The sequence below is a fragment of the Vallitaleaceae bacterium 9-2 genome (genome assembly GCA_038396585.1).
Classification (GTDB): Bacteria; Bacillota; Clostridia; order Lachnospirales; family Vallitaleaceae; genus UBA1351.
In genome coordinates this window covers 900,768-927,048 of record CP121691.1, presented here as the reverse complement: position 1 = coordinate 927,048, position 26,281 = coordinate 900,768, and the positions used below count along the sequence as shown (strand labels likewise).

22 protein-coding genes are annotated in these 26,281 nt (G+C 37.2%); 1 reads left to right on the top strand and 21 read right to left on the bottom strand.

Annotated features, from left to right (window positions below):
* Positions 1-114 precede the first annotated feature (114 nt).
* A complete protein-coding gene (locus tag QBE53_04325; GenBank protein WZL82337.1) occupies positions 115-522 on the top strand; it encodes a PilZ domain-containing protein in 408 nt (135 codons plus the stop codon).
* Here QBE53_04325 and QBE53_04320 read toward each other — a convergent pair.
* The 21 genes from QBE53_04320 to nhaC form a co-directional block, all read right to left on the bottom strand.
* A complete protein-coding gene (locus QBE53_04320; GenBank protein ID WZL82336.1) occupies positions 468-1,892 on the bottom strand; it encodes a GGDEF domain-containing protein in 1,425 nt (474 codons plus the stop codon). The genes QBE53_04325 and QBE53_04320 overlap by 55 nt on opposite strands.
* A gap of 118 nt (positions 1,893-2,010) precedes the next feature.
* Positions 2,011-2,208: a hypothetical protein gene (locus QBE53_04315; protein WZL82335.1), complete on the bottom strand. Its 198-nt coding sequence runs from the start codon at positions 2,206-2,208 to the stop codon at positions 2,011-2,013.
* Between the two features lie 30 nt (positions 2,209-2,238).
* Positions 2,239-3,243 carry an ABC transporter permease gene (locus QBE53_04310; GenBank protein WZL82334.1) on the bottom strand — a complete coding sequence of 335 codons (1,005 nt, stop codon included), beginning with the start codon at positions 3,241-3,243 and terminating at the stop codon, positions 2,239-2,241.
* A 14-nt stretch (positions 3,244-3,257) separates the two neighbouring features.
* Complete coding sequence (locus QBE53_04305; GenBank protein WZL82333.1) at positions 3,258-4,373, bottom strand: ABC transporter permease; 1,116 nt, start codon at positions 4,371-4,373, stop codon at positions 3,258-3,260.
* Positions 4,374-5,228, bottom strand: a complete 855-nt coding sequence (locus QBE53_04300; GenBank protein ID WZL82332.1) for an ABC transporter ATP-binding protein — start codon at positions 5,226-5,228, stop codon at positions 4,374-4,376.
* 55 nt (positions 5,229-5,283) lie between these two features.
* On the bottom strand, positions 5,284-6,495 hold the full coding sequence (locus QBE53_04295) for a hypothetical protein (protein WZL82331.1): 1,212 nt from the start codon (positions 6,493-6,495) through the stop codon (positions 5,284-5,286).
* A gap of 63 nt (positions 6,496-6,558) precedes the next feature.
* Positions 6,559-7,182 carry a helix-turn-helix domain containing protein gene (locus QBE53_04290; GenBank protein WZL82330.1) on the bottom strand — a complete coding sequence of 208 codons (624 nt, stop codon included), beginning with the start codon at positions 7,180-7,182 and terminating at the stop codon, positions 6,559-6,561.
* A 98-nt stretch (positions 7,183-7,280) separates the two neighbouring features.
* The gene (locus QBE53_04285) at positions 7,281-8,063 is read right to left on the bottom strand and encodes a TIM barrel protein (protein WZL82329.1); all 783 of its coding nucleotides are present in this window, start codon (positions 8,061-8,063) and stop codon (positions 7,281-7,283) included.
* Positions 8,064-8,233: 170 nt separating this feature from the next.
* A complete protein-coding gene (locus tag QBE53_04280) occupies positions 8,234-9,088 on the bottom strand; it encodes a carbohydrate ABC transporter permease (GenBank protein ID WZL82328.1) in 855 nt (284 codons plus the stop codon).
* Positions 9,089-9,102: 14 nt separating this feature from the next.
* A complete protein-coding gene (locus QBE53_04275) occupies positions 9,103-9,984 on the bottom strand; it encodes a sugar ABC transporter permease (protein WZL82327.1) in 882 nt (293 codons plus the stop codon).
* A gap of 200 nt (positions 9,985-10,184) precedes the next feature.
* Positions 10,185-11,534, bottom strand: coding sequence for an extracellular solute-binding protein (locus QBE53_04270; GenBank protein ID WZL82326.1), 1,350 nt, complete (start codon positions 11,532-11,534; stop codon positions 10,185-10,187).
* Between the two features lie 63 nt (positions 11,535-11,597).
* Positions 11,598-13,514 (bottom strand): family 20 glycosylhydrolase, encoded by a 1,917-nt coding sequence (locus QBE53_04265; GenBank protein ID WZL82325.1) that lies wholly within the window; start codon positions 13,512-13,514, stop codon positions 11,598-11,600.
* 178 nt (positions 13,515-13,692) lie between these two features.
* Positions 13,693-15,336, bottom strand: coding sequence for a glycosyl hydrolase family 28 protein (locus QBE53_04260; GenBank protein ID WZL82324.1), 1,644 nt, complete (start codon positions 15,334-15,336; stop codon positions 13,693-13,695).
* A gap of 9 nt (positions 15,337-15,345) precedes the next feature.
* Entirely contained in the window at positions 15,346-16,809 is a 1,464-nt protein-coding gene (locus tag QBE53_04255) for a sulfatase-like hydrolase/transferase (GenBank protein WZL82323.1), read from the bottom strand.
* Positions 16,810-16,828: 19 nt separating this feature from the next.
* Positions 16,829-18,514 carry a histidine kinase gene (locus QBE53_04250; protein WZL82322.1) on the bottom strand — a complete coding sequence of 562 codons (1,686 nt, stop codon included), beginning with the start codon at positions 18,512-18,514 and terminating at the stop codon, positions 16,829-16,831.
* A 9-nt stretch (positions 18,515-18,523) separates the two neighbouring features.
* The gene (locus tag QBE53_04245; GenBank protein WZL82321.1) at positions 18,524-20,038 is read right to left on the bottom strand and encodes a helix-turn-helix domain-containing protein; all 1,515 of its coding nucleotides are present in this window, start codon (positions 20,036-20,038) and stop codon (positions 18,524-18,526) included.
* Positions 20,039-20,171: 133 nt separating this feature from the next.
* A complete protein-coding gene (locus QBE53_04240; GenBank protein ID WZL82320.1) occupies positions 20,172-21,500 on the bottom strand; it encodes an extracellular solute-binding protein in 1,329 nt (442 codons plus the stop codon).
* A gap of 67 nt (positions 21,501-21,567) precedes the next feature.
* Positions 21,568-22,401 carry a carbohydrate ABC transporter permease gene (locus QBE53_04235; GenBank protein WZL82319.1) on the bottom strand — a complete coding sequence of 278 codons (834 nt, stop codon included), beginning with the start codon at positions 22,399-22,401 and terminating at the stop codon, positions 21,568-21,570.
* Positions 22,401-23,273: a sugar ABC transporter permease gene (locus QBE53_04230; GenBank protein ID WZL82318.1), complete on the bottom strand. Its 873-nt coding sequence runs from the start codon at positions 23,271-23,273 to the stop codon at positions 22,401-22,403. The genes QBE53_04235 and QBE53_04230 overlap by 1 nt, the downstream gene beginning before the upstream one ends.
* 252 nt (positions 23,274-23,525) lie before the next feature.
* A complete protein-coding gene (locus QBE53_04225; GenBank protein ID WZL82317.1) occupies positions 23,526-24,713 on the bottom strand; it encodes a pyridoxal phosphate-dependent aminotransferase in 1,188 nt (395 codons plus the stop codon).
* A gap of 48 nt (positions 24,714-24,761) precedes the next feature.
* The gene (gene nhaC, locus QBE53_04220; GenBank protein ID WZL82316.1) at positions 24,762-26,276 is read right to left on the bottom strand and encodes a Na+/H+ antiporter NhaC; all 1,515 of its coding nucleotides are present in this window, start codon (positions 26,274-26,276) and stop codon (positions 24,762-24,764) included.
* Between the last annotated feature and the right edge of the window lie 5 nt (positions 26,277-26,281).

The following is a 26,281-nucleotide window of genomic DNA, read 5'->3' as shown; positions in this document are numbered from 1 at the left end:
TCTATAGTTTTTCAATTGCAAAAGTCAAGAATCAATAGTATAATTTTAAAAAACAATATACATTTACTGACAAATGACATATACAACTTGCATACAGGTTTATAAGGTGATACTTTGGATAATGAAAAAAGAGTTCGACGACGCATCGACTACAAAAATCATATTTTGTGTTATAATCACATTCCATACGACAAAGGTAAAAAACCAGATCTTGTTCCTATTAGGATAACCATCAAAAACATCTCTTACAGCGGACTAGGTATTATTAGTACGAAAAAGCTTGATAAAGACGATGTTCTTAGTTTTAACCTTGCCAATACCGTTGAAAAGCGGGAGGTTTGTGTGCAAGTCGTCTGGTGCCGTTATTCCAACGGCGAATATGAAGTCGGTCTAAAATTTATTAACATAACCAAAGATACACTTTTGTTTCTTGACCGATTCATCAAAAGTTATCTTCGTCAAAAAAGCTATCTTACTTCTGATGCCACAACAACTCGATTGCGGCCTTCACTTTTTGCCTGATATAACGCTTGGTCGGCTATTTTTATTAGTCGTTCAGGCGTTTGTTTTTTTTCTGGCACACTTGATGCAATACCTAAACTTATGGTAACTTTCGTCACTGCATCTTCATGCTTTATACATAGCTTTTCAATCTTATCACGTATTTTTTCTGCAATAACCATCGCTTGGTCTGCGCTTGAATTTGACAGTAGAATCACAAATTCTTCACCACCAAAGCGTGCAATAACATCTTCCGGTCTATTTAGTGCATGTTTTATGACTTTAGCTACTTGCTTTAGACAGCCATCACCTGCTAAGTGTCCATAGGTATCGTTATAATGTTTAAACTTATCGATATCAATCATAATAACGGATACTTGATGCATCTTTTGTTTATTCTCATACCATACCTTCTCAAGTACAACATCAAAATATCTGCGATTATATAACCCAGTCAGCGGATCAAGCATTGTCATCTGCTCAAGTTCTTCATTCATTCGACTAAGCTGTTTAAACTTTCGAAGACTGATTACAGATAGTAACACTACACTCACGAGTACACCACTACTTATCAACCATATTCTTCTTCGAAGGCTTTCTTCTGTAAAATAAACGACTTTTTTCCCTTGCCATTCGTTGAGTATATCTGCCATGGTTCCATCATCATATAATGCCTCTAACCCCGAGTTAATCAAATCAAGAATCTGCTGATTGCCCTTTTTGACTGCAATGTGCGAATAGAGACTTTCTATGGGTTTTTCTAAAATTTCAATCCCCTCAACCCTGCTCCTTGCCAGATGATATTCTCCAATCCATCGATCTGCAACAATTGCATCGACTTCTTGAGAGCCTAGCTTGCCAAACCCCTTCTCCCAATCGTCAATTATAACAAGTTGTACTTGCTCCATATTTTTAAGCATATGAAAAGGGTATCCACCCGATTCAACGCCGACTACTTTTCCTTTCAAATCCCTTGCCGAATAAATACTTCGGTTATCATGCTGCTTAAAAATCGAGAATTCTGAGCAGAGCAACGCTTGGGAAAAGTCATATATTGCATCGCGCTCTCGACTTGGATTAATGTGCAGCAATGCATCTGCCTGTCCCAACAACACTTTGTCTTGTGCTTCGTCCCAATTTACCGCTTTGATTTCAACCGAATATCCAATGCGCTCTCCCAGCGCTTTGGCAATGTCAGCCGCAATCCCTTTTGCTTCTCCATTTTCTTCATACAAAATCGGTGCAATCTGATTATTTCCCATAAAAATCAAGGTACCTCTATCATCCTTGTCCGCGGAATGTAAAGATACCATATGTTGAAACAAAAAGACTACCACTATTGATGTAATGGCAACGGTAATATTTGTTGTATTTAGTTTGTTTTTTCTCATACTGACTTCAACCTTACCTTCTTGTTGCACTGATCATACAATGTCGACACCTTCATAATCAGTATTATTTTACTATTATATGTAAAATAATGCAAGATACAGTTTTAGGATTCATCAACTATCGTGTTAATAACCATACGCCTAAAACCATAAAGGCCAACGCCCATACATAGAAAAACACCTCTGTGCCTTTTACGCCCAATACTTTTTCAAACAGTTGAATTTTTTTCATTTTCCAAATAGCCGCAGGTTTTGTAATGGCTAATACAAGAACAACCGCTGCATACACTAATGATAAGACTGCCCATATTTTCATAAGAAAACCTCCTCTTTGATTTGATTTAATCTATTCCAACCCTTTGCGTATTCTTGGTGCCAACACCAAAAATACAACACCACTTATGCCCGCAACAATACCTGCATAGGTTAAAATATCCATCCAAGTCCCTCTTCCAGATAAAACAAGGTCATTGCCTTTGTATGTCCAATAAAATGGAATCCAGTAAAATAGCACTTGCCATTTATCTGCCAACAGTTCTTCGCCAGCAATTGATCCAAAGAGTGGTAAAAAGAGTAATTTCATGTTGCCTGCTGCATTCATGACATCATCATTGTTAATCCCTTCAATAAAGCCCACCAATATACTGATAATGCACGACACCAAAATCATGACCAGCACATGAAAAAAATTAATCTCACGAAAACCTGTAATCACTAAAAGTAAAATACTACCGACAAGTGGCACTACAACGCCAATCATACTTTTACCTGCAATATATCCTACCCTTGAGACTGGCGATAGATGCATGGCACTAATGGTATTATCCGCTTTTTCTTCCACAATGTTTAATGCAATAATCATGCCTCCTAGAATGGATGTAAAAATCATCGCTGTATTGACCATAAGTTTTTTTAGTGGCGGAATATCTCGACCATAGTCTCTAATATCTGCCATGGTATCTTCCACACGAATGTCAAAATGTTCAAACGCCGCTAGGTTTTTCACATAATCAATAACATACTCCGGTTCATTTCCTTGTGCTAAAATATAATACACACCCGAATCTCCCGGCAATATAGCAACAATATTATCTCTTTTTCTGACCCTTTCTTCAATAGCTTCAAGGCTTTCTAGATGCTCGACTTTTGCAAATTGTTTCAAATACGTACTCTGTTCTATATTTTCCCCTTCAAGTAACGCAATCTCAACCGTTGTATCGTTAATGCCGGGAGAAAACACATTAATAATAATACCAAATATAATTGGAACGACGAGAATGTACAAGGTGATAAAATTACGTACGCTGGTTTTAACATCCCGCCAAAATATAACAAAGATTTTTCTTATCATCTCGTAACACTCCTTTACAAGGACAGGGTTTTTTTAAAGCGATAATTGGCTAGGACAAACAATCCCAATCCAACCATTAGAAAAGCCATAGACGCTACAGCTACATAGGTCATATTGCCTCCAACCGATATAATGTCTTTGAAGCTTTGCAACATTACATAGCTTGGTATAATCTTTATCCAGTCCGGATCCCAGCTAGGGGTAAAGTATGAAATATTTGGCATAATCATAATTATAATAACCACATACATCGCTCCAAAAGCTTCTACAATATCTTGGTAAAAGCTTGTCAGTAGCAAGCCTAATGAAGCTGCAAAAAAGCCTGAGGTGATTAAAAAGATTAACATCATGAAGTAATTAGGTTGTGTTCCCATAATCGGAATGGTAATAATGAGTGTTGTTATAACACTCGTTAGAATGATAACTCCAATCTTACTTAATAAATAGTGCCATACTGAAGATGCTGTGACCGAATAGGCTTTAATAATCCCTTCGCTTTTATCTAAAAATATATATGCGCCAATGATAAACAAGCTCATAAGACTTCCATTAAATGTTAAAAAGACCGGAATCATATTTTCCTTGTCATTAAGGGGCGCTGAATCTTCATAGATACGCTTAACCGGTATTGTATCCGAATAGGCTTCAATGACATCATGTCCTGCCAAACGATTATGATACACGCGTAGCAGATTTTGAAGCTTTTGCGTCTCATAACCTTGCAAGAAGTAAGTGTAGACAATCTGTCCCTCGGTATTTAGGTGGGCATATGCTGTCGGTACACGTTCTGAATTGGTAATCGCCTCTAATGCTTTTTTACTCTCTAATAGATATATCTTAGATTTTTCTGTTTCAAAAAGCATCGCTTCATAGTGTACATTATCCGCTTCAAGCTCGACCACTTCTGCATGTTCATCTAAATCTTCTTCAAGTAGATTCTTCACATAGCGCTCCTTAACCACTTGAGGTAACTCTAGGTAAAAATACTCCTTGCCCTTGCTGTCAAAGTCTTGTGGTACGATAAAAAGAAGGATGACCAAAAGAATGATGGCCATTACTAGCTCAACATAAAAATACCAGCTTTTTGAAGATAACTTCAGTTCCTTTGAAAAACTGTACCAGAGCTTCATCTATACCAAACCCCTTCCGGTGACTTTTATAAATATTTCCTCTAGTGTGGCTTCTTTTGTATGCATGGTCTGTATATCGTGCTGTTTTATGACCTCCACTAGCCTTAGCTTTTCTGCTTCATCCACTGTTGAAAAGCTTTCTTTGACCACTTGACCGTCGTTAAAATATTCAACGTCAACAAGTTTTTGTCCATACTTAAGCTTCAAGGCTTTGGGTGAATCAATGAGCCGAATCTTACCATCGACAACAAAAGCTACCCGATCACACAGCTCATCAGCAATATACATATTGTGGGTTGTCAAAAAAACAGTTGCACCTTTTTGATTTTCTTGACGTATAATATTTTTAATGCCTGCTGCAATCGAGGGATCGAGTCCGGTAGTCGGTTCATCCAAAAACCACATCTTCGGATTGTTAATCATTGATCTTGCAAAGGTAAGGCGATGTTTCATGCCCTTTGAGTACTTTCCGGCCTTAACATGTTCATTGCCTTCTAATCCCACTAGCTTGATTAACTCTTTTGGGTCTCTTGTCTCTACATCAAAAAGCTTTCTATAGAATTCAAGATTCTCCAGCCCGGACATTTTACTATACACATTGGACTGTTCAAAGGACATCCCTATATTGTTAAACATCTTGTCTTTTATATGCTTTACATCATAGCCTGCAACTTCGACTTCACCTTGTTGAAGCTGTAACAGCCCGACTAGAATGTTTTGTGTCGTTGATTTGCCCGCACCGGAAGGACCTAAAAACCCAAAAATCTCACCTTTTTCGATTTCAAAGCTAATATCATTGACGGCATAGACATCATCGTTATTGTATGAATGGTACAGGTTTTTGACTTTTATCATCGAACTCATCCCTTCTTTATTGCCAGGCTTATATCTATATCTTCCATCCCTTTATTTACTCTGATTGATAATTGATGATGACATATTCGTCTGCTTTGACCCCTTCAATAATCTCAATGTTATCGCCGCTTTTAATGCCTGTTGTCACTTCTCGTTCAATTGGCACTTTGTCTTGAAGAACGTTGACATACTGTTTTGAATCTTTTTGAATAATACAGCCCATCGGTACTACCAATCGCTGTCTTGCCGGTTCTACAACGACCTGTGTCTCAACTTCAACGCCAAACGCCAGACTCTTTTCCATTGGCGAAAGAGCAATCTCAACGGTTTGACGATTTTCCTCTACACCCAGTTCGGATAAAGTGACAAATGCCTTAGGATATACCTGTTCAACGAACAGTCCGTTAATCTCTACATCTAATGATGTATCCTTTAGTTTTGCCTCTAAGCCCGGATGGATCTGTATAGCATCTTCTAACATAAAATCTACTAAGACTATCTTTTGAGACGGATCATATACTTCAAGCATTAGCATTCCTGCAAAAGGTTTATCCCCTTCAAATGTATTCACTTGCGTTACGACACCTTCAATATCCGAATATATACCTGCCTCTTGACGGCTTTGCTCTAAAATATCCACCGATAAAAGCAACGCCCCGATTTCCGCTTCATATTTTTCTCGCATATTCTTTGAAAGTCCCTTAGACACTTGATTATAGGTGTTTTGGGCAATATCCAAACTGCTTTGAAGTTGTTGAATGTTTTCGTTGACTTGTTCAAGTTCTACAAGAGAGACAACCCCTTCTTGATACAATGCTTCTGTTCTATCTCTTGTTTTTGTCGCTGCATCTATCTGATTTTTAATCCTTGCAATTTCAATCCTTGCTCCATTAACACTTCCCATATCTGTCCCAGATTGCGCCTCACTGTATGCCGCTTCTAGTGCATCGATTTGTTTTTCCACTTTTTGGATTTCAAGGTCAATCTGTTGATTATTATCTTCATATTTTATAAGAAGTTGCCCTTTTTCAACCTGATCTCCTCGTTTAAGAGAGATTTGTTCCACTTTTTGTGCGCCATTACCATAATATCTTCGGATATTCTTAGAACTAATCGTTCCCGTATCTGCAACAGATTTGCCAATCTCTTCTGTCATCACTTGAACTGTATCATACTTGACACCGATATTACCTATAGTTAAATAATAAAATAAACCGGCGCCTATGGATATAAATATTACAAATACGATAATCAACTTTTTCTTCATAATGACCTCCAAATCCAGCAAAACTGCTTTTTCATCAATGTTAACGTGATATCCGTATGCCACTTAAGTATTCGTTTTTTTGTAGTACATTTGTCGAAAATGCGATAAAAAGGCTTTAACTTCATTGATAATGCTTTCCATGTCGGGCTCAAATCCCATGTTGCGTTGCACCATGTAGCGTTCTCCGACTTTTTCTAATGTATACTGAATAATCTTAACCGCCATCTCTACATCCACGTCATCTTTAAAAAGGGACTTATCCACATTATGAGTATAGTACATATCAACGGATATAGGATTATATTTTTCAATCACTTTTTTCACATCTTCATAATCCATCCCTGCATACATCGCCTTTGTAAAGGAAACCAAGCTGGGCAGTTCATGAAATATCTCTACCTTTAACTTTGTAATCCGTTCAATACGCCGTATAATATCAGTCTCTTCTAATCCAACTTCTTGAGCTATCGGTACTGCAACCGCCTTCATTGCATAGTCAAAAAGATATTCATATAGTTCTTCTTTTGAGCGAAAGTAATGATATAACAACCCCTTAGAAATCCCTGCTGCTTTGACAATGGCATTGGTTGAGGCTTTTTCAAAACGATTTTCCCCAAACTCTTTCATTGCCGCATTAATCAATCGCACTTTTTTGTCAGGATCCATTTTATCTAATCTATCTGTCAAGAGCTCATCTCCTATCGACCGACCATTTCGGTCGGTACCTTTGTTTTTATTATACACCCACTGACCAAACTGGTCAACAGTTTTTTTCTATCTATAATCTACATATACTTAGGTAACTCTGACACACTTTTTTTAAGCGCTTCAATCGTCTTGGCTTCGATAACACATCGCACATGATAGTTTTTAGCAAATCCAATATAGCGCTCTAACTGCATCTCCCCACTGCCAAGGGCTAGATGATGATCTATGCCGATGGCATCGTGTATATGCATGTGTCGGATTTTTTCTAAATGTTCAATAATAAACCCACGGTCATTTCCAAAGGAATAATCATGTCCAATATCATACGTCATCACAATATTTGGGCGTTCTATGAGATTAAGGGTCCCTGCACGCATAAACTCCCGATCAAAATCCCCTGTATTTTCCACGCCTAAAAAAACCTTCTTGTCCTTAAGCTCTTTTTCAATCCTTTCTCCAAAACTATCTACATACGTCATATATCGCTCAATATATTTTTGATATATGTAGATTTTTTCTGTGGGCATAGTAAAATAGACCCCTTTTTGCATATGCATATTCACAAGGGGACTTCCGATAGATTCTGCAAATTCAAGGGTTTTAATAACAAGCTCCACATTAACGCGTCGAACCTCTTCCTGAAAATTAGCAATATCCATATTATCTGCCATATGAAAAGTGAAATAAATCTTATATTGCTCCATCAATTCAAGTAAATGTTCTCTATCTAAAGCCTCCACCTGAAAGTCCGGAACATTCATATTAATCTCTACAAACTTTAATCCAAGTTCATGACAGAACTTCGCATTGGCTTCTAATCCATCTAATTCTAATAACGTTGGCATCCCAAAATCTAACATGGGCTCACCATCCTTTCTCTTGATTTTATATTCATCTAAACACATGTGCTTAACATTTGTCAATACACTGTATCCTTAACATTTTTAGTGTAGAACGAAGCCCTCTTATTGAATAAAAAAAAGTGTAAACCTTTGCAGTTCACACTTTTCACTCTTTGAGTTATATGTACTTATCCTTTTACCGCTCCCGCAGTTAATCCTTTAACGATTTGTTTTTGTCCTATAAGATATACAATCAGTACCGGTATAATCACCAGTGTCACTGATGCTGCCATTAATCCATAATCTGTTCCATATTTACTACTTATTTCATTAAGCAGGTTGCTAATTGGAAAATATGTAGGATCTCTTAATATGATAAGGGATGTAAATAAATCATTGTATGACCATAAAAACGTAAAAATCCCGACGGTTGCAAATGAAGACTTTGACAGAGGAAGAATAATCTTAACAAAAATCTGCCAAGTACTATATCCTTCGACATAGGCTGCCTCTTCCATTTCAATAGGAATTGTTTTCATAAAACTTGTTAAAACAATGATAGCAAAAGCCATATTTCCTGCAGTCTGTGGTAATATAACACCAAAGTAGTTGTTGATTAACTTCATTTTAAAAAGCATCTCAAAAACAGGAACAATGGTGCAATATACAGGAAACAACAAACTTGATACTAATATTGCATGTATTAATTTCTTCATTCTAAACTCATATCGTGCCATAATGTATGCCGACATACCCCCAAACACTATAACACCAATCACCACACAGCATGAGATAAAAATGCTATTAAAATATGCTCTGCCAATGTTGAGTCGACTAAATGCTGTAATATAATTAGATACATCAAAACTTTTTGCTAAGCTAAATGAATCGGAAAATACTAAAGCCGAGGTTTTAAACGAGTTATTTACAACCCAAAACAATAAATACAATGTCGTAAATGCCCAGCTACATAAAAAGAAATATATTAATGCTTTGGTTACATAGCGTGCAAAAACGCTTATGTCCGTATTTTGTCTAGCCACTACCTTTCCTCCTCTTAATAGGTGATGCTTTCTCGACTTAGCAACTTATTAACCGTTAGCGATATGACAATCCCAACAATAACAATCATGACCGCAATCGCTGATCCATATCCGATCTTTGCCGCTTCAAAAGTCTGTTTATACATATATGTTCCTAATACTTCTGTTCCTTCTCTTCCTCCTGATATAATCCAAACCAAGTCAAACACTTTGATTGTCCCTGTAATCGCAAGCACTATACACACTTGAATCACATCCCATATAAGTGGAATTGTAATGTAAATTGCTTTTTTAAAGCCTGTCACACCTTCAAGTTCAGCCGATTCATATAGTGAATTGGGGATACGCTGTATACCGGTAAAGATAATAACAAAGTAGAATCCAACATATTGCCAGATAATCGGAACACTAATCATTTTCAACGCATGCTTGGTCCCTAACCAAAGAACCGGGTCACGCCCTAAGCTTTCTAACACTTGGTTAAGCATTCCACCATTAAAATCAAAAATGAGTTTACATAATAATCCTAATGCTGTAGCCGAGATAACTATCGGAAAAAAATAAACTGTTTGAAAGAATTTTTTTCCAAAACCTATGGATTCTACTAGTAATGCAAGAATTAATCCTAGTCCAACTTGAAATACCAGTGTCCATAACATAAGCACCAATGTATTTCTAAGTGCTTCCCAAAACAAGGGAGAATTGAGTGGAAAGGGATCACTTAACATCGTTTTATAATTATCCCATCCGACAAAGCGCCCCATAGATCCCCACGCTGTTATTTCAAAGAAACTATTAAATATATTTCTTAAAAATGGATAGAGTAAGAATAAGGAAATATACATCATAGCCGGAAATAAGAATAAAAATATCATCTTCTTATTTTTATAAATCATGAAACTTTTGCCTCCTTATCATTGTTTTTACAAGTGCCTTTTACCTGCCTTCATCACCTATTTTTGTAGATGTTTTTTGTCTGTTTTTTCTGTATTTTTTCCTCCATTCAACGTTTATGCACTTTTGTCTATCTCACATAATGTGAATGGAGAAAAAAACAGAATATTGTGTCTTTTAGATAATTAAAAATATATAAGGCTTAGTAATTATTTTCTTCAACCACTTGTAAAAGCAACTCTTCTGATGTTATCTTTCCTTCAACAACAAGTGGAATACCTTTTGTAAAGATTTCCCAAGCTGGTTTTTGAAGTCGACTATCAATTGGCATATCCGCACCCTTAGCTGCACCTGTAACTTCTGCCATTGATGTTAACAATGGATTATCAGCTTCGGCTACAACAGATGCCGCTGGCATTCCTGCATTAGCCGTAACGATGTTGCGAATTACTTCATCTGAAGTCAGATAGCTCACTAGGTCAACAACAGCTTTTTGCTTTGCTGAATCATTGTAGGCTTTTTCAGAGATGAAAAATCCTGAAGAAAATCCGGCAATCACTGAGCTAGGATCTTTTTTATCTGTTGATGATGGGAAAGGTAAAAACACGGTATTTTCAGTATCAACCATGCGTCCAGATAACCATGAACCATCAATAACCATCGCTGCTTTTTTGTCTACAAAAGCTTGTACTGTAAACTCATCTTCTGTTACTAACGTATCTTGAGGAAACGCACCCATGTCATATAACATTTTGATATTGTCTAATCCTTCAATCCATGATTGTGGAATCTCTTCTTTTGTCTTAGGATTGACTCTATGCTCTTCTACACCACCTGCTGAGAGAATAAAGTGTTCGATGACATAATGAGGAATATTTCCAAGTGCAACTGAAATCGGTACGATATCCGTATCTGCAAATGTCTCAACTGCCGTCATGAACTTATCCCAATCTGTTGGTAACTCTAATCCATACTCATCAAAAAGATCTTTGTTAACAAACATACCTTCATAAAATCCACTAACAGGTACACAGTAATTTACACCATCTTCTGCCTTCACCATTTCCATTGGGTCTTTATTGATATTGCTGGCATAATCTGGATAATCTTTTCTAATCGTATCAATTGAAACAACCTTGCCACTTTCAACAATTGGTTTTTGGTCTACGCCAGTAAAATACAAAAGAACATCCGGCTCATTTCCAACGGAAAAGTCCAATACAATTTTTTGTTTCCATGCTTCATCAGGATTTTGAGAACTATCCATGATTTTTACATGTGGATTATCTAGTTGAAATTGTTCTAATGCTGCCTGATATGGTGGTGCTGCTGCATTTGTTCCTCCAAATTGGCTGGCAATAGTGATCTCTACTTGCTCTAGCTCTTGCTCTGCTTCATCTGTTGCAGTCGTCTCTTCTTGTGTTTGCCCCTCTGTTGTTGCCTCTTCTGCTGCTCCTTCTCCTGTCTGTTCTGTATTTTGGCACCCTGTAACCAGTGCTGTTAAAAATGTAAGAACTAGAAGAACAGAAATGATTTTTTTCATCTGTTTCATTGTGTAATACTCCTTCCTTTTTCTTTGAATTTTGAGTCTTGCAAGCTCATTTTATCTGATAGCTCATTGAGCGAGCTGATCATTCACTTCCATTTGAATCTGGTCAAGTTCTTTCATACTTCGCATAAGCCCACCGTCTTTATTGCGTAGCCCCCATAATCGCTTAAACTCATTCCTAACTTCTTCAAGCATTGTCTGTATTGATTGCAGTATCTGCCGCCTGTCTGTATACGTCATATCCGTATGCGTCAAAGTATAGTGTCGAATCATCGCTCCTAATACAATCATCTTCGTTGCGTGCTTATACTCTTTAATAATCAACGCTCCGTCATCACTTTTTAAATCCACTTTCTCCAGTTGACTTTCTAATTTTTTTACATATGCTACAAGAGCGTCATATGCATATGTTTTTTTGTTCTTCAACCGTTGATGAATGGATATGGACATCGGTTCTTTTTTTTGTTCTGCATCAAGTATTCCAAATCTATCATGCAAAAGTTGTACGATATCTTGTTGTAAACCAAACGTATATGAAGACATGGTTAAGGTCATATTAAACATCGGAAATTCTTCAAATTGATTGTACCGACCATAATCTAAAACAATGTCGCCCATAAGCTGCTTGGCATCTTTAAAAACATAGGTATTTAAATGCTTCGAAACATCTGCCTCACTGCAATCTGCTAAATTCCAACTTAGCCCCATAGCATATACATATGCGGGATAACTGATTGGAAGGTGTTGCCAATGCCCTTTGTCTCCCCATTCTGTAACAACAACCCCTTTTGCCTTATGCTTTTGCGCCGCATCACATGCATTTTGAATATGATGCAACATATTCTGGGTTCTTCCTGTCAAACTCAGCCAAGCATTCGTCCCCGGACAGAGATAAAAATCTTTTTGGGACTGGCTTAAAATCTTAGCGTATGCATCAAATGGATAGTCTTGTTCATATCCCCATAGCATCACCGTTATATCTTCGGGCAATTTATCTACGAGTTTAGGATCTTTTATAAGGATATCGCCCCACATTAGCATCTTTTTTTGGTAGGAACTGATTAGGTCATAGACCCAGCCAACATGTTGCAAATAGAGGTCTTCTGCACTAATTCCTTCTTCGATGGCATTACTTCTTCCAGTACCGAGCATAATAGGTTCATCTAGATTGGCATTAAAATAATCTGATGAAAAGCAAGGCAATATATCTTCAAACATTTGCTGAATCAACGCTAGACTCTTAGGATTTCTTGGATTAATTGTGGTCGGAGGCGAATCAAAGACCCCCATAATCTTCACCGATTCTGTATTTTCTGCTAGCTCTTTATACTCTTCTTGTGCCAACCATTGCTCCATATGCCCCAAGCAATTTTGATTGCCTACAAGATCAATAAACCTATCCGAACAATATTTTTCCAGTTGTTGGAGTTCCTCAATTGTAATCGGCGTCTCTTTCCCCTCCCATAGGTGCCTAAATGAAGGGTAGGCAAATGAAAAACCTTCAATATATAACTGAAAATGATTTATTTTTAAATCACTTAACATATCAATCAAACGCTGTAGTGTCTCAAGTGTTGGAACCTTGTCACGACTTATATCAAGCATCACACCCCGTACCTCTATATCCGGCTTGTCTTTTATAAGAAGGCACGGTAAATTCTCTTTAAATTGATGTATTATATGCTTTAATGTGATAAGGGCATAATATAGTCCTGGCTTTTGTCCATATGAAATAATCACTCGTTCCGGCATAATCTCTAATGCATATTCTTCCTTGGAAAACCCTTGCGCTTCCTTAAAAACCACATTGGCATCTAAAGTGTTCGCTTTCGTTATTTTCTTTTTTATTTGATATGTGAAAAAGTCGGTAATCAGTTGCTCTACCTGCACATTACTGGAAAAGTAAAAATTCTCTAAAGATAGCCTGCCGCTGGAAAAACAGACTTCCTTTGGCTTCGGTAAAAAATTCAGTGCATACTCCATAATTCCCTCCACAATCCATGTAATATCTCTTTATAGTTGCAATGTACAAAACTTTGTATATTGAGAGTGTACCATTAGCCAATTTTTTTGTCAATAGCAATTTACATGTCTTTACATTTGTAATTCTTTATAAAATATATACAAAAAAAACAGAGTACGGGTCCGTACTCTGTTGACTTTAACCCACGATAAATGGCACTTTGTTGATCGTCACTTGCCCACAATGGTTCAGTTTAAGCTCTTCTGATTGCACCTCAACATCAAACTTATTGTTAACAAATTCTAAATGTGCAATACTTTGTCCATAGACTACTGGACGCTCTCCTGGATCAATGGCATTATCTGCAATGACTATGTGCTTATGATAAAACTTGTCTTGAATATGCCTTGACATTTCAGGGTCAATATCAAATAATCCTGTTCCCCAGATAGGATTATTGTTAACGCTTTTTATCGTGTTCCGACGAATCTTCACAATACTGGTCGGTCCGGCTTCATACCAAAGATTAGTATCGCCACTTATTTTAATTGCTGCTGATTCAGAAATAATCGTATTGTACTCAACCAAAATCTTTTGTCGTGAGGTCAATAGCAATCCACGCGCACGATTTTTCCATACCGTGTTATTTCTAAATATCACCTCTGGATAGCGCTCTACATCTTCAATACAATAGCCCTTGCCTGCATCCAAATCCAGTGCATCCTCAAATATTAACAACACATACTCTCGGTTGATAATCTTCTTGGCTTGTAAGTGTGTCTGCGCCACTGGAAGCATCGTCTCGACATCAACAATCTGGATAGTCGTCTGTTCATCCAAACCAAAAATTCCCTGCTGCTGATAATGACCAATCTTGGCTAGGACTTGATTATCGCTAACTTGCCGCTCCATAATCAAGTAGTTTCCATGCACATTGATGGCATCATCCAACTGACTTTCAAATAAGCTGTTTTCCACGCGTACAGTTCCTTTGCACCCTACAAAGTGTGTCGCATCTGTATTGGTTGAAACCACACGTTCTGAGTCTTCATCCGTTGCAACAATCACTTTATTCAGATACACATCTTCACAATATTGTGCGACAAAGCCCATAGTTCCTGCTTGACGAATCGTTACATTTTCAAGCATAACCTGTTTGCAATGATCGCACACAATCGCTGGAATTAGCCGCTTTTCATGTTTAATCACAAGAACTTTTCCAACCATTGGTTTTCGATGGAATGTATGATAAATCTTAAGGCGCCCATCCTCAAGTTCCTCTGCACGCACTCGATCATCCACAAAAAAATCCTCACACCCATAAATGGGTTTTTTCTCTTTTGCCTCAAACTCAATGAACTCATGGACAAAATCACTGAAATAATGCTTTCCTTTAAAAACCAAGTTTCCCTTATCTATCATGTAGGGATAACGCTCCTTATCCACTGTAATAATTACATGCTCTAAAGAGGACTCCTGTATGATTCCTTGTGTATAGTATGGTCGTTCAACATCAATTGTGATGTTTTTGATTGTTAAATTCTCAATGTTTTTCGCAAAAAAAGGCAGGATTCTTCCAGAAAAGACAAACGTAGATCCTTGTCCATCAATTGTCACATTTTGTCCATCCAAGATTGGAAACGCCATTTTTTTAAGCCCATGATCATTGTTCGTTACATAGGTATACTGTTCATAGGCATATGTGCTTTCAAAAAGATAGGTCGCTTGCTCAAAAATTATTTCAATATTTTCTCGCTCTTTTGTCAGCAATTGATTGATGTTATACGTCATATCTCCAAATGGTGATGGGCGCTTCGTATCAATATATATTTTTTTCATCATCTTATCCCTCTATATGCTTGGCGCTTCAACATGCCATGGTATATGACTGTTTTCACCAAGTTCAATCAACTTATCCATTAATTTTAATCGCATCTCTTTTTTTACCTTTGAATATCTCCCATTGTCCCACAGATTATATTTTTCCTCTGGATCAATCGCCAAATCATACAGTTCTCCGTAAGAGCGGTTCATATAATAGACGAATTTGAATCGTTCATCACGGATACTTCGAATATCCCTCGCTTCAAGATAGATTCTTGACCACCGCTTAACTGTTTGGGGCTCTGTATAAAAAGATGTAAGACTACGTGTTGAAATATTTTTAGGAATAGGAATTTCTGCCGCTTTAAGGCACGTTGCCGCAATCTCTACAGAGCTGATAAAGGACTTTTCTTCATATCCGGCAAAGTCTTTTATCGGAGGTTTCATTAAGAACGGAATACGAAGCAACGCTTCTGAACAATACTGAGCTTTACTTGCCACTCCAAAGTCTCCAAGAAAATCTCCATGGTCTGATGTAAAGAGAATGAGTGTATCGTCATATAAGTCCAGAGCTTTTAGTTTCTCAATCACCGCGCCTATTTTCCGGTCAATCAACGTCATATTGGCATAGTAGGCACGTTTGAGTAAGCGTAGTTCTTCATCTGTAAAGCCATCCGGAGATGTCTGGTTTTCCAAATCAACTTTTCCATATTTTTTTACAATATCTAAAAAATGAGGCGGCTTAGTAAAAAGGTCTTGAACCGACGTAGTCGGTAAAGACATGTCCATGTCTTCATAAAGGGCATCATCGGGTAATCCCAGACCATCAAAGGGCATATGGGGACCTGGAAATGATAGGGTCATAAACCAAGGTTGATCCGTTGGACGTTTTTCTTCAATCCATTCAAGGCCTCTATCACCGACATAGCTATCCACATAATATTTTTCATCACCAAAAAATTCATAGATTCCCTTGGCGTTCACCTCACGATATAATTGTTCACCTCGAGTAAAACCACTATCATATAAAAATTGCACATAGCTAGACACTCGATCTGCCGTTGTCCGATGTGCCGGCAATCCAAAATAATCGTCTGTAATTTGGTCAAAAATCACCTCTGGCGGTTCATGTTCATCAACAATATCTTCATAATCATAGCCTCTATCCACAGCTGACTTCCAAAAGTGCTGTTTCCCAACTACTGCTGTATGATATCCACCGTCTTGAAGCAACTTCATAAATGTCGTCTCATTTTCATTTAAGGGCGTCATATAACCAGAAGCTCCATTTTGGGATGGATATCTGCCTGTAAAAATAGCTGCTCTTGCCGGAATACAGGAAGGGTTTGTCGTATATGCATTCGAAAAATTAATTGACTGTTTTGCGAGTGCATCTAAGTGGGGGGTAATAACTTCTGGGTTTCTATAGCCGATGGCATCAAATTTTTGCTCATCTGTCATAATAAACAATATATTCGGTTTCTTCTTCATCTTCGACTCCTTTTTCACACTACAGAGGCATTCGAATCATTACTGACGTTCCTTCCAAATACTGGCTTTCAATATGTAGTCCATATTCTTCGCCATAATACAAGCGAATGCGCCGATGAATATTTTGAAGGCCTATACTCGTATGGCGATTATCCTCTTTTGTGTTTTTCTTTTTCGTATAATCTTCGAGTTCTTCTTGAAGGTTTTGTAACTGGATTGGTTCAATTCCTTCTCCATTGTCTTCAACTTTGATGATTAAATGTGTCCCTTGTTTAGTGATTGCCACGTGAATCTCTCCTTCATTTCCTCGATGAGACAATCCATGGTTGATGGAGTTTTCCACCAAAGGCTGAAGGCAAAGTTTAATCATCTCACAATAAAGCACATCCTCATCAACGTCTAGTTGAAAGCGTATTTTCTTATCGAATCGTGCATCAATAATTTTTATGTAATTTTTTAAATTCTTGATTTCTTCTTGAACCGGAACAACAAGCACATCGTTTTTTGTACTGTATCGAAAAATACCTGATAAGGCTTTTGCAATCTCTCCAATCTCATCTTGTCCTTCGATTTCAGCCATACTTTTGACCATATCCAGCGTATTATATAAAAAATGCGGATTAATCTGTGCTGTCAGTGCTGATATAACCGCTTCTTTTTCTGTAAGCTTTGAAGTCAGGACTTCATTAATCAAGACATCCATACGATTAGCCATTAAGTTAAATGTGTCACATAACTCGCCCAGTTCATCTTTTCTTTTAATTTTAATATTGACATCATAGTTCCCATCAGCGACCTTACTTATCCCTCGCTTTAACTGTCGAATAGAAATCGTTAAATTGCTCGCCAGTACAAAGCCCAATATCACCACGACCAAAATACTAACACCCATAAGTATCAACGTAATTTTTTGTAATTCTCGTACAGGGCTTAAAAGTAGATTGACATTATCATAATAAATCACTTTAAATTTGGAATTCTCAAGAGAAAACTCACTACGTCGCATTGTACTGGATAAGGTTTGTTGTGATATTTCCTTTGGTACGCTGGTATAGATGACATTACCCACTTCATTTTCAATGGTCAGGTAGCCACGATTGCCGTGGGTGTAGCCTTCAAAGGATTCCAAAAGTTTATCTTTTTCAAATAAAATTGACACGATGCCCAAATCCGTCCCAACATCGCGTATCCCAGAAATTAATCGAACATAGACGAATGCCCCTGTATCCGTTGTGATGATATCAAAGTTTTTATATCTTTGTTTTAGCATATCTTTTTCAATCTCTAGCTCCGGAAAACTATAGGTCACATCATTTTCTTGCTGAATAATATAGGAATTACCAAAGCTATTCTCTATTTTTACAGCATCAAGAACATCAAAGACTTTAAAAAGCTCAAGGTTTACCCGGAAAATCCGTTCTATTTGCTGTAAGTATGTATAATTTTCCAAGGCATTTTGAATGTCCTTGGATAGAATATCTTGAATCCCTAAGTCAAAGCACACATTCGATGTAAACTCGATTTTATTAAGTGTAGCATCCAGTTCATTTACACTGCTTTGCTGCAATAATGTGTTTTCATAATATATGTTTTCTTCAAGATTATCATAGTAGTTGGATGAAATATATCCAAACAATAACGCCATCGGGACAATCGCTACACAGAACATATACACAAAAATTCGCATACCAATTTTACTTTTCATAATGCCCTCCTAATGCTTTTCTCGATATTGTGAAGGTGTCATCCCATAGTACTTTCGAAACACACGGCTAAAATATTTGGGGTCATTAAAACCTACATTTTCACTAATATCTACTAGAGACATTTTGGTACTGCTAATTAACTGCGTTGCGGCGTCTAATCGAATATTGGTTAACATGTCCGAAAAATTCATACCCGCCTTTTCTTTAAAACATTTGCTAAAATAGGAACGGTTCACACCAAACTTATCACACATTGCCGATAGACTTATCTCCTCTGCATAATGTATAAGCAAATGTTTCCTTGCCCGATCCACCAGGTCTGTTACATTGCTGTATTGATTGCTTTGTAAATACTTAATCACTTTTACACCAAACTTTTCCACCCAACTGACCATGGAAAAAACATTGGAATATTTTTGTATTTTCACACAAAAATCATATCCTTCACTAATCAATATATTTCTTAATTCTCCATCTGTCTCTTCGATTTTTTTTATCACATCACTGACGAGTCCAAAGATGAACATCCGGATTTCATCTAGGGCGTATTCATTATTTTCTAAACGAAAACTAAGTTGTCGACAATAATCTATAAAAGTATTGTCATCAAAGCTATTCATCGCAAGTAGCATGCTTGAGCGAATCGCATACATCACATCTTTGTTAAATGCCTCTATCACCTGTCCGTCTTTTGCATTGACGACATGCGTTTTTTGCATCGCTTGTTCAACCTTCTCTAAAGCATCGGAAAGTTTTTCTACTCTTGTGTACATCTGACTTAATACGACCCTACTTTGGATATACATGCGTTCAATGCGATCGATTAAAAACTGTTTCATCAAAAAAATATCTTTGGTTAACTGGTGGTGAAAAAAAATAATCACTTTGTAACGAAGAGCACTTTCCGCAATAAGATATACATGTTGTTGCAGATATAAGGGTAGGATGCTTTCTTCAAAATACTGTTGAAGCGTAACCCTATTGTGCTGTGCTATGTCTAGTTGAATCTCGCCAACAACCATTGCTTGAATGCCTAATCCACTGGTCACGCCTATAATTTCTAACAACGTTTTTTCTTGTCGCGATTTTATATACGCACTTAATAGATTTTGAAGGGCATTGTCAACCGTCATAGCATCTGCATTTGATTTCCCAGTATTTTTTATCGTCTCTATGGTTGTCTCCAGCACTTCATCCAATTCACTTTTTTCAATAGGCTTTAGGAGATACCCCATTACTTGTAACTTAATCGCTTTTTTAGCATAAGCAAACTCATCATAGCCGCTTATGAGAATGATCTTGACATCTTGGGCCATTTCTGCCACTTCTAGTCCTGTCATAAGAGGCATCTGTATATCTGTAACCAAAATATCCACATGCTCTTTTTGCAAAATGTCTAAAGCATCTTTTCCATTATCCACTGCTGCAACGATCTCTATATCCGTTCGAAGTTCTCCAATCATTTTGGTTAACCATTTTCTTATCCATAATTCATCATCTGCTATTAGTACCTTATATTTCATTATGTCACCATCCTTAGATTTTATTATAAATGACGAAGGATAAGAATACAAAGCTGAATGTTAACATTAAGCCTCTAAAGTAAAATATACATGAATGAATTGACCGCCAGTAAGCGGTCAATTCAGTTGTTATCTACTTAAGTTCTATGGCAATCTCAATAGCCTGATCAAGTTCTTCAACAGCTTCATCTACCGTTGCACCACCTAAGACATTTGCACCATATTCTTTTGCCAGTGCCCATGGATTATAGTTTGCAAAAGATGCATTAACCCATGGTGCATCTTTTCCTTCTTTTAACAATTGCGCAACAGGAGCCACTTCTTTAATATCTGTACTCGTGCCATCTTTTAATACCGTAAAGGCACTTTGACCTTGCACATATGTATTTTGGTTTTCTGTTGTCAACATAAACTCTAAAAACCGTTTTGCTGCTTCTTGATTTTTTGAATTTGCGTTCACACAAATGAACACGCCTGTATTACTAAGAACAACAGGCTCTTGTCCAATGGGAAGTCCTTCAAGTGTAAAGTTCAGCTCCGGTGCAGCTTCTTTAACCGCTTTAACCATCCAGTTTCCTGTAAGCATAAATGCCACTTCACCCGATGCAAATTGCCCGACAGAGTCTGGACCTGCATTCATCACTAACGCTTCTAGTGGATCGATATACTCTTTATCCATTAGCTCTTGAACCATCTCAAATCCGGGACGAAGTACTTCTCCTAACTTTTCTTCTCCTTTGTCTAATGCCTGTAATCGTGTCGATGCATCTGCGTCCTTATACACAGGATATAAGCCTTTGGCTGTGATAAAAAGAGCCGCTCCTGTTCCGTCTTTTGATCCTGCGACAACAGGTATCTTCCCAGCTTGCTGTACTTTTTCACATACCGATAAAAATTCTTCATATGTTTTAGGAACCTCTAAGCCTAGTTCCTCCAGCAAATCTTGATTTGTATACATTGCAAAAACCGATTTTTCATTAGGAAGTCCTAAGACATTGCCATTAATCGAGATATCACTGGCATAATTATCAACTACCTCCATATCATTTAAGGCAAGGACATACCCTGCTTCATACAAAGGTAAAATATTGGTTCCATTCCCAAAGAACAAATCATCACCTTGTCCTGAAGCAAGTCGTGTATTTAAGACATCTTGATAACCTGAGGCATTGGCTACACCTTCATACGTTAAGTTAATATCTGCATTTTCTGCATTGAATTTTTCAATCAATGTCTCAATAACTTCTGCTTCACTTGCTGTCTTAAATCCAAACATTGTAATTTCTTTAACTTCATTATCCGAAGCCGTGTCTTGTTCTGTCTCTGTCTGTGTGGTATTCGTTTGTTCGCTTTCCCCGCCATTCCCATTTGCTTGTGTTACAGGCTCTTCTTTTGGTGTACACCCTGCAAAAAGTACTCCCACCAAAACCAAAACCAGCACAATGCTTAACAATTTTTTCATACTCATTCTCCTTTTCTTTATTATAGATTAGAATCATTTATAATAAAATGCTTATTGCATTTTATTGTTACATTTTAACGGAGCCACTTGTCATTCCATCAATAATCTGTCTCTGTAGAACAAAGTAAAAGATAAGTAGCGGAAGAACCACAAGGGTAGTTGCTGCAAACATGATGTTCCACTCAACCACATTGTCACCTTTGAAAAAATAGACCGTTAATGGCAATGTCCTTGAATTTTTCCCCTGAAGTAAGATAAGTGGATACAAAAAGTTATTGTATACACGTAAAACCATAATAATCATCAGGGTCACCATTGGCGTCTTAAGTAATGGCAAAACAATTTTTCGAAAAACTGTAAATTGTGATGCACCATCAATCCTTGCCGCTTCTTCAAGTGCGATAGGTACCGTTTTGACAAATCCTGTAAAGAAAAACACACCAAAAGCCGCATTGGCAGCTACATAAACTAAGGCCACCCCAAAAAGATTACCACTTAATCCTAAGCGTTTCATCCATAAAACAAGAGGAACCATAGCAACTTGCTGTGGAAGTGCAATACCAAACCAGAAAAAGCTAAATAATAAGCCAAATAGCTTTTTCCCTTTAAGCGCACGTGCAATACCATATGAGGCCGTTGCACATAAAAACGTACACATAATCGCTGATATTCCGGTAATATATACCGAGTTAAACAATGCTCTCCAATAATTCATAGCTTCAATAGCTGTTTTATAATTGCTCCATTGAAAAACCTCTGGAATACTATATGGATTCATAATATAATCCGCTTGTGTCTTTAATGAAATGTTCATCATCATAATAATGGGATAAAAAATAAGTATTGCCGCAATAACAATCATTACTACTGTTATTTTTTTTCTGAATGTACTTTGAATCATTAGTAAAGAACCTCCTCACGCTTTTTGAGATATTTCGTCAAGAAATGTCCCGATACAACGATAAGCACCATCATAATGATTGTCAAAGCCGAAGCAAATCCATGCATATTTTCATTCATCTTCTTCATGACATATGTCCCCATCGTCTCTGTTGCACCGTTGGGTCCTCCATTGGTCATTGCATACACAAGATCAAAAATCTTAAGACTTCCCATAAAAGCTAAGCTAACATTGACCGTTGTTGATGTTGCAATCATTGGAAATGTTATTTTTTTAAATTTTTGCCATGGATTACATCCATCAATGGCCGCCGCTTCAAGAATATCTTTTGAAATACCTTGTAGATCCGCTAGATATATGGTTGCTGAATATCCAATCCACACCCACGTATGGGCAACCATAATACAGATTAGTGCCGTATTGGGATTGCCCAACCAGACATTTTCACTTCCTGTCAATCGATTAAGAAGTCCATCTGAACTGTAAATGAACTGCCACAGATAGGCAACAACGACCGGTGCCAACATACAAGGCGCAAAAATCAATGTTCGTACTAATCCTCTTGCTTTGAACTTATGATTCAACCCAAGTGCCACTAAAATCGCTAGGCCATTTTGCAACAGTGTAATACCCACTGCCAAAAAAACTGTATTCTTAATTGTTCCAAGAAATACGCGATTCGTCAGTGCAACTCTATAATTTGCCCATCCTATAAAGCGTACATTTGGATTAATTCCGTTAAAGTTGGTGAAGCTATAGTAAAAACTTTGCACCACAGGAATAATAAAAAATACAATATAGATAATCAAAACCGGTAAAACTAAAAAAAGGTAGTAGTAAAAATTATTATAGGTCAATTTCTTTTTATTCATGTATAACCCTCCTTTACATAAAATTATAGGGGGTAGACACCTCTAAAGAAATTCTATAATTTGGTTATACAGGGTGAAAAATGTTTGTTTTTTTTGTTCTGACTTTACAGCCTTCATTCAAAGGGTGTTTTTTTGTTGTTTGGGGTAGATTATTTGTTCACCTGTAAAAAAGCTTCATCCACTATAAAAAAATAGAGGTTATGTGAAGTGGAAATTCTCTTCCTTTTCACATAACCTCTATATTAACGCCTATTAAATTGTGTCTAATAATGTATATTTATTTTTCATGCGCAAAAGTGCTTCATCTAGCCTTGACTTTGAAGTGGCAAGATTGACTCGGATATATCCTTGTCCCTCTTTTCCAAATTTTGACCCCATATATACTTCAACTTTTGCCTGTTCAATAAACCATTGTTCCAATTTTTCCTCGGATATCCCTAGCTTGCTACAATCAATCCATAGAAGATAGGTGCCTTCCCTAGGTAGGATATGAAACTTTGGCATGTGCTGCGACATATATTCTCGAACAAAGGCTTCATTGGCATCGATATAGCTGTTAAGAGATGCTAACCACGTATCACAGGCACTATATCCTGCTTCAACTGCAGCCAGAGAAAATATATTGGGATTATGCATACCTATTCGATCAATTTCCGCTTCCACTTTTTGACGTATTTGCGGATCTGGAATAACCATATAGGAGACAATAACGCCTGGAATATTAAAAGTTTTTGTTAAAGAGTTCGCATAGATAACCTTATTGTCTAATGGGTTAAGCAATGTTAATGCACTGGTATATTCTACATCTTTTGCAAGAATATCTGCATGAATTTCATCTGAGAATAAAATCAAGTGGTGCTTTTTACAAAATACCGCTAATTGATTTAATTCCTCTTTTGACCATGCTCTTCCACTTGGATTATCTGGATTGACAAGGATAAACATTTCACTTTGATCATTAACGATTTTTTCCAAATGATCAAAATCCATAACAAAGCGATCATCGATTCGCTTAAGCGGATTCATAATGGCTGTGCGCTTATTCTTAACAATGGCATCTACTAAAGGAGAATATGCAGGTGCATTAATGATTACATGCCCATCTTCCTGTGTTATGCTCTCAACACAGACACTGGATGCAATATTAATTCTTGGGCAAAATACAATCCATTCCTTTAAAATCTTGATTCCTGTTTTTTTAAAAACCCAGTTCTCGATACTAGAGTAAAATGCATCGTTAAGGTCTGTATAACCTAAAATCCCATGTTCTATCACCTTTTGCATTGCGTCTAAAATCGGCCGTGGTGCTTGAAAATCCATATCCGCAACTCCTAGGTGAATCAAATCATTTTTTCCATATTTTTTTGCCAACGAATCCCATTTTGCGCAGTTGGTATTTCGTCGGTCAATTGTTACGTCAAAATCACTATATTTTGTCATTGAAATAACCTTTCCACATATGCTTTTCTTTGTTAGCCGTCGTCAAATTTATTCAGTAGCAAATGTTTTCTTTACACGTGCTTGTGTATGTTCTTCTTCTTGATTAAGGCGAACATATTCTTCATAGTATTCATCACCTTTTTCAATCTTCTTGATTCCAATTCCTGTTGCTGCCCATATTAGAGCAAAAATAACACCTGTATAACATAGAATTGCCCAAGGAAGTAATTCCAGTGTCGGTACACCAAGTGTTGTTGCCATATATACCCCAGCTGCTGTCCAAGGTACAATGGGTTCAACAACTGTTGCTGAATCTTCAAGTGTTCTTGACAGGTTTTTAGGTTGTAATCCGCGCTTGATATATGTATCTCTAAACATTTCCCCAGGGATTAGAATAGATAACTGTCCATTGGATGTTACAAAAACAGCGGTTATACAAGAAACAACGGTTGCCCCAACAAGTCCAAGTGTTGATTTTACAGACTTTGTTAATTTTTCAAGAACAATATTTAACGAGTTGGTCACTGCAAGCGTACCTGCAAATCCATAGGCACAAAATGCAATAAGCACTGTACTTAGCATCGATTTCATACCGCCTCGGTTAAGTAGTCTTGCCACATCCGGGATCAATGTTGCTGGGTCAAACCCTTCAATGTTAACCATCGAAAGATTAAATCCTTCAATTGCTGCACTAAATCCTTGTTGTAAGGTAAATCCTTCAAAAGCCACACCATTAAATAGGGCTATCGCACTTGAAAGGAGCATCACTGGAATTGTTGGTTTTTTTGTGATTGAGCCAAAAAGAACGAGAACGACCGGTAATAATAAGAAAATATTAAAGTTAAAAATAGATTCTAATGAAAATAATACAGCTTCGACTTTTTCAGGTGTTCCATAGCTTGCTGTGTCAAGATTAAATCCAGCAACTGTATAGACAATAATACATAGGATTGCTCCTGGACCTGTTGTCCATAGCATATGTCCTATATGGTCATATAGCTTTGATCCGGCTGCAATCGGTGCAAGATTGGTTGTATCTGATAGTGGTGAGAGCTTATCTCCAAAGTATGCCCCTGATACCACTGCCCCTGCAACGATAGGTAGTGGAGCGCCCATTCCTGCTGCTACCCCCATGATAGCAACCCCAACCGTTCCAGCCGATCCCCATGAAGTTCCTGTACATATCGATACAAATGCAGTCACCAAAAACGACGTTACAATTAAAAACTTAGGACTGATAATTTTTAATCCATAATAAACCATCATCGGAATGGTTCCACCAATCATCCATGTCCCGATCAGTAATCCTACAATAATCAAAATAAAAATTGCAGGCATCGTCTTAGATAATTTTGCAACTATCGAATTCATAATATCATCCCAGGAATATCCCAGGCTATAGGCAATAACTCCTGCAACCGCTGCCGAGACTAACATAAGTATCTCCGGACTTAACCCCATGACCCCATATCCAATACTCAATAATACAATCATCACTAAAATCGGGACTAATGCTAAAAATAAAGTGGGTTGCTTTTTTACCTTCTCTTGTTTTGCATTCATTTTTT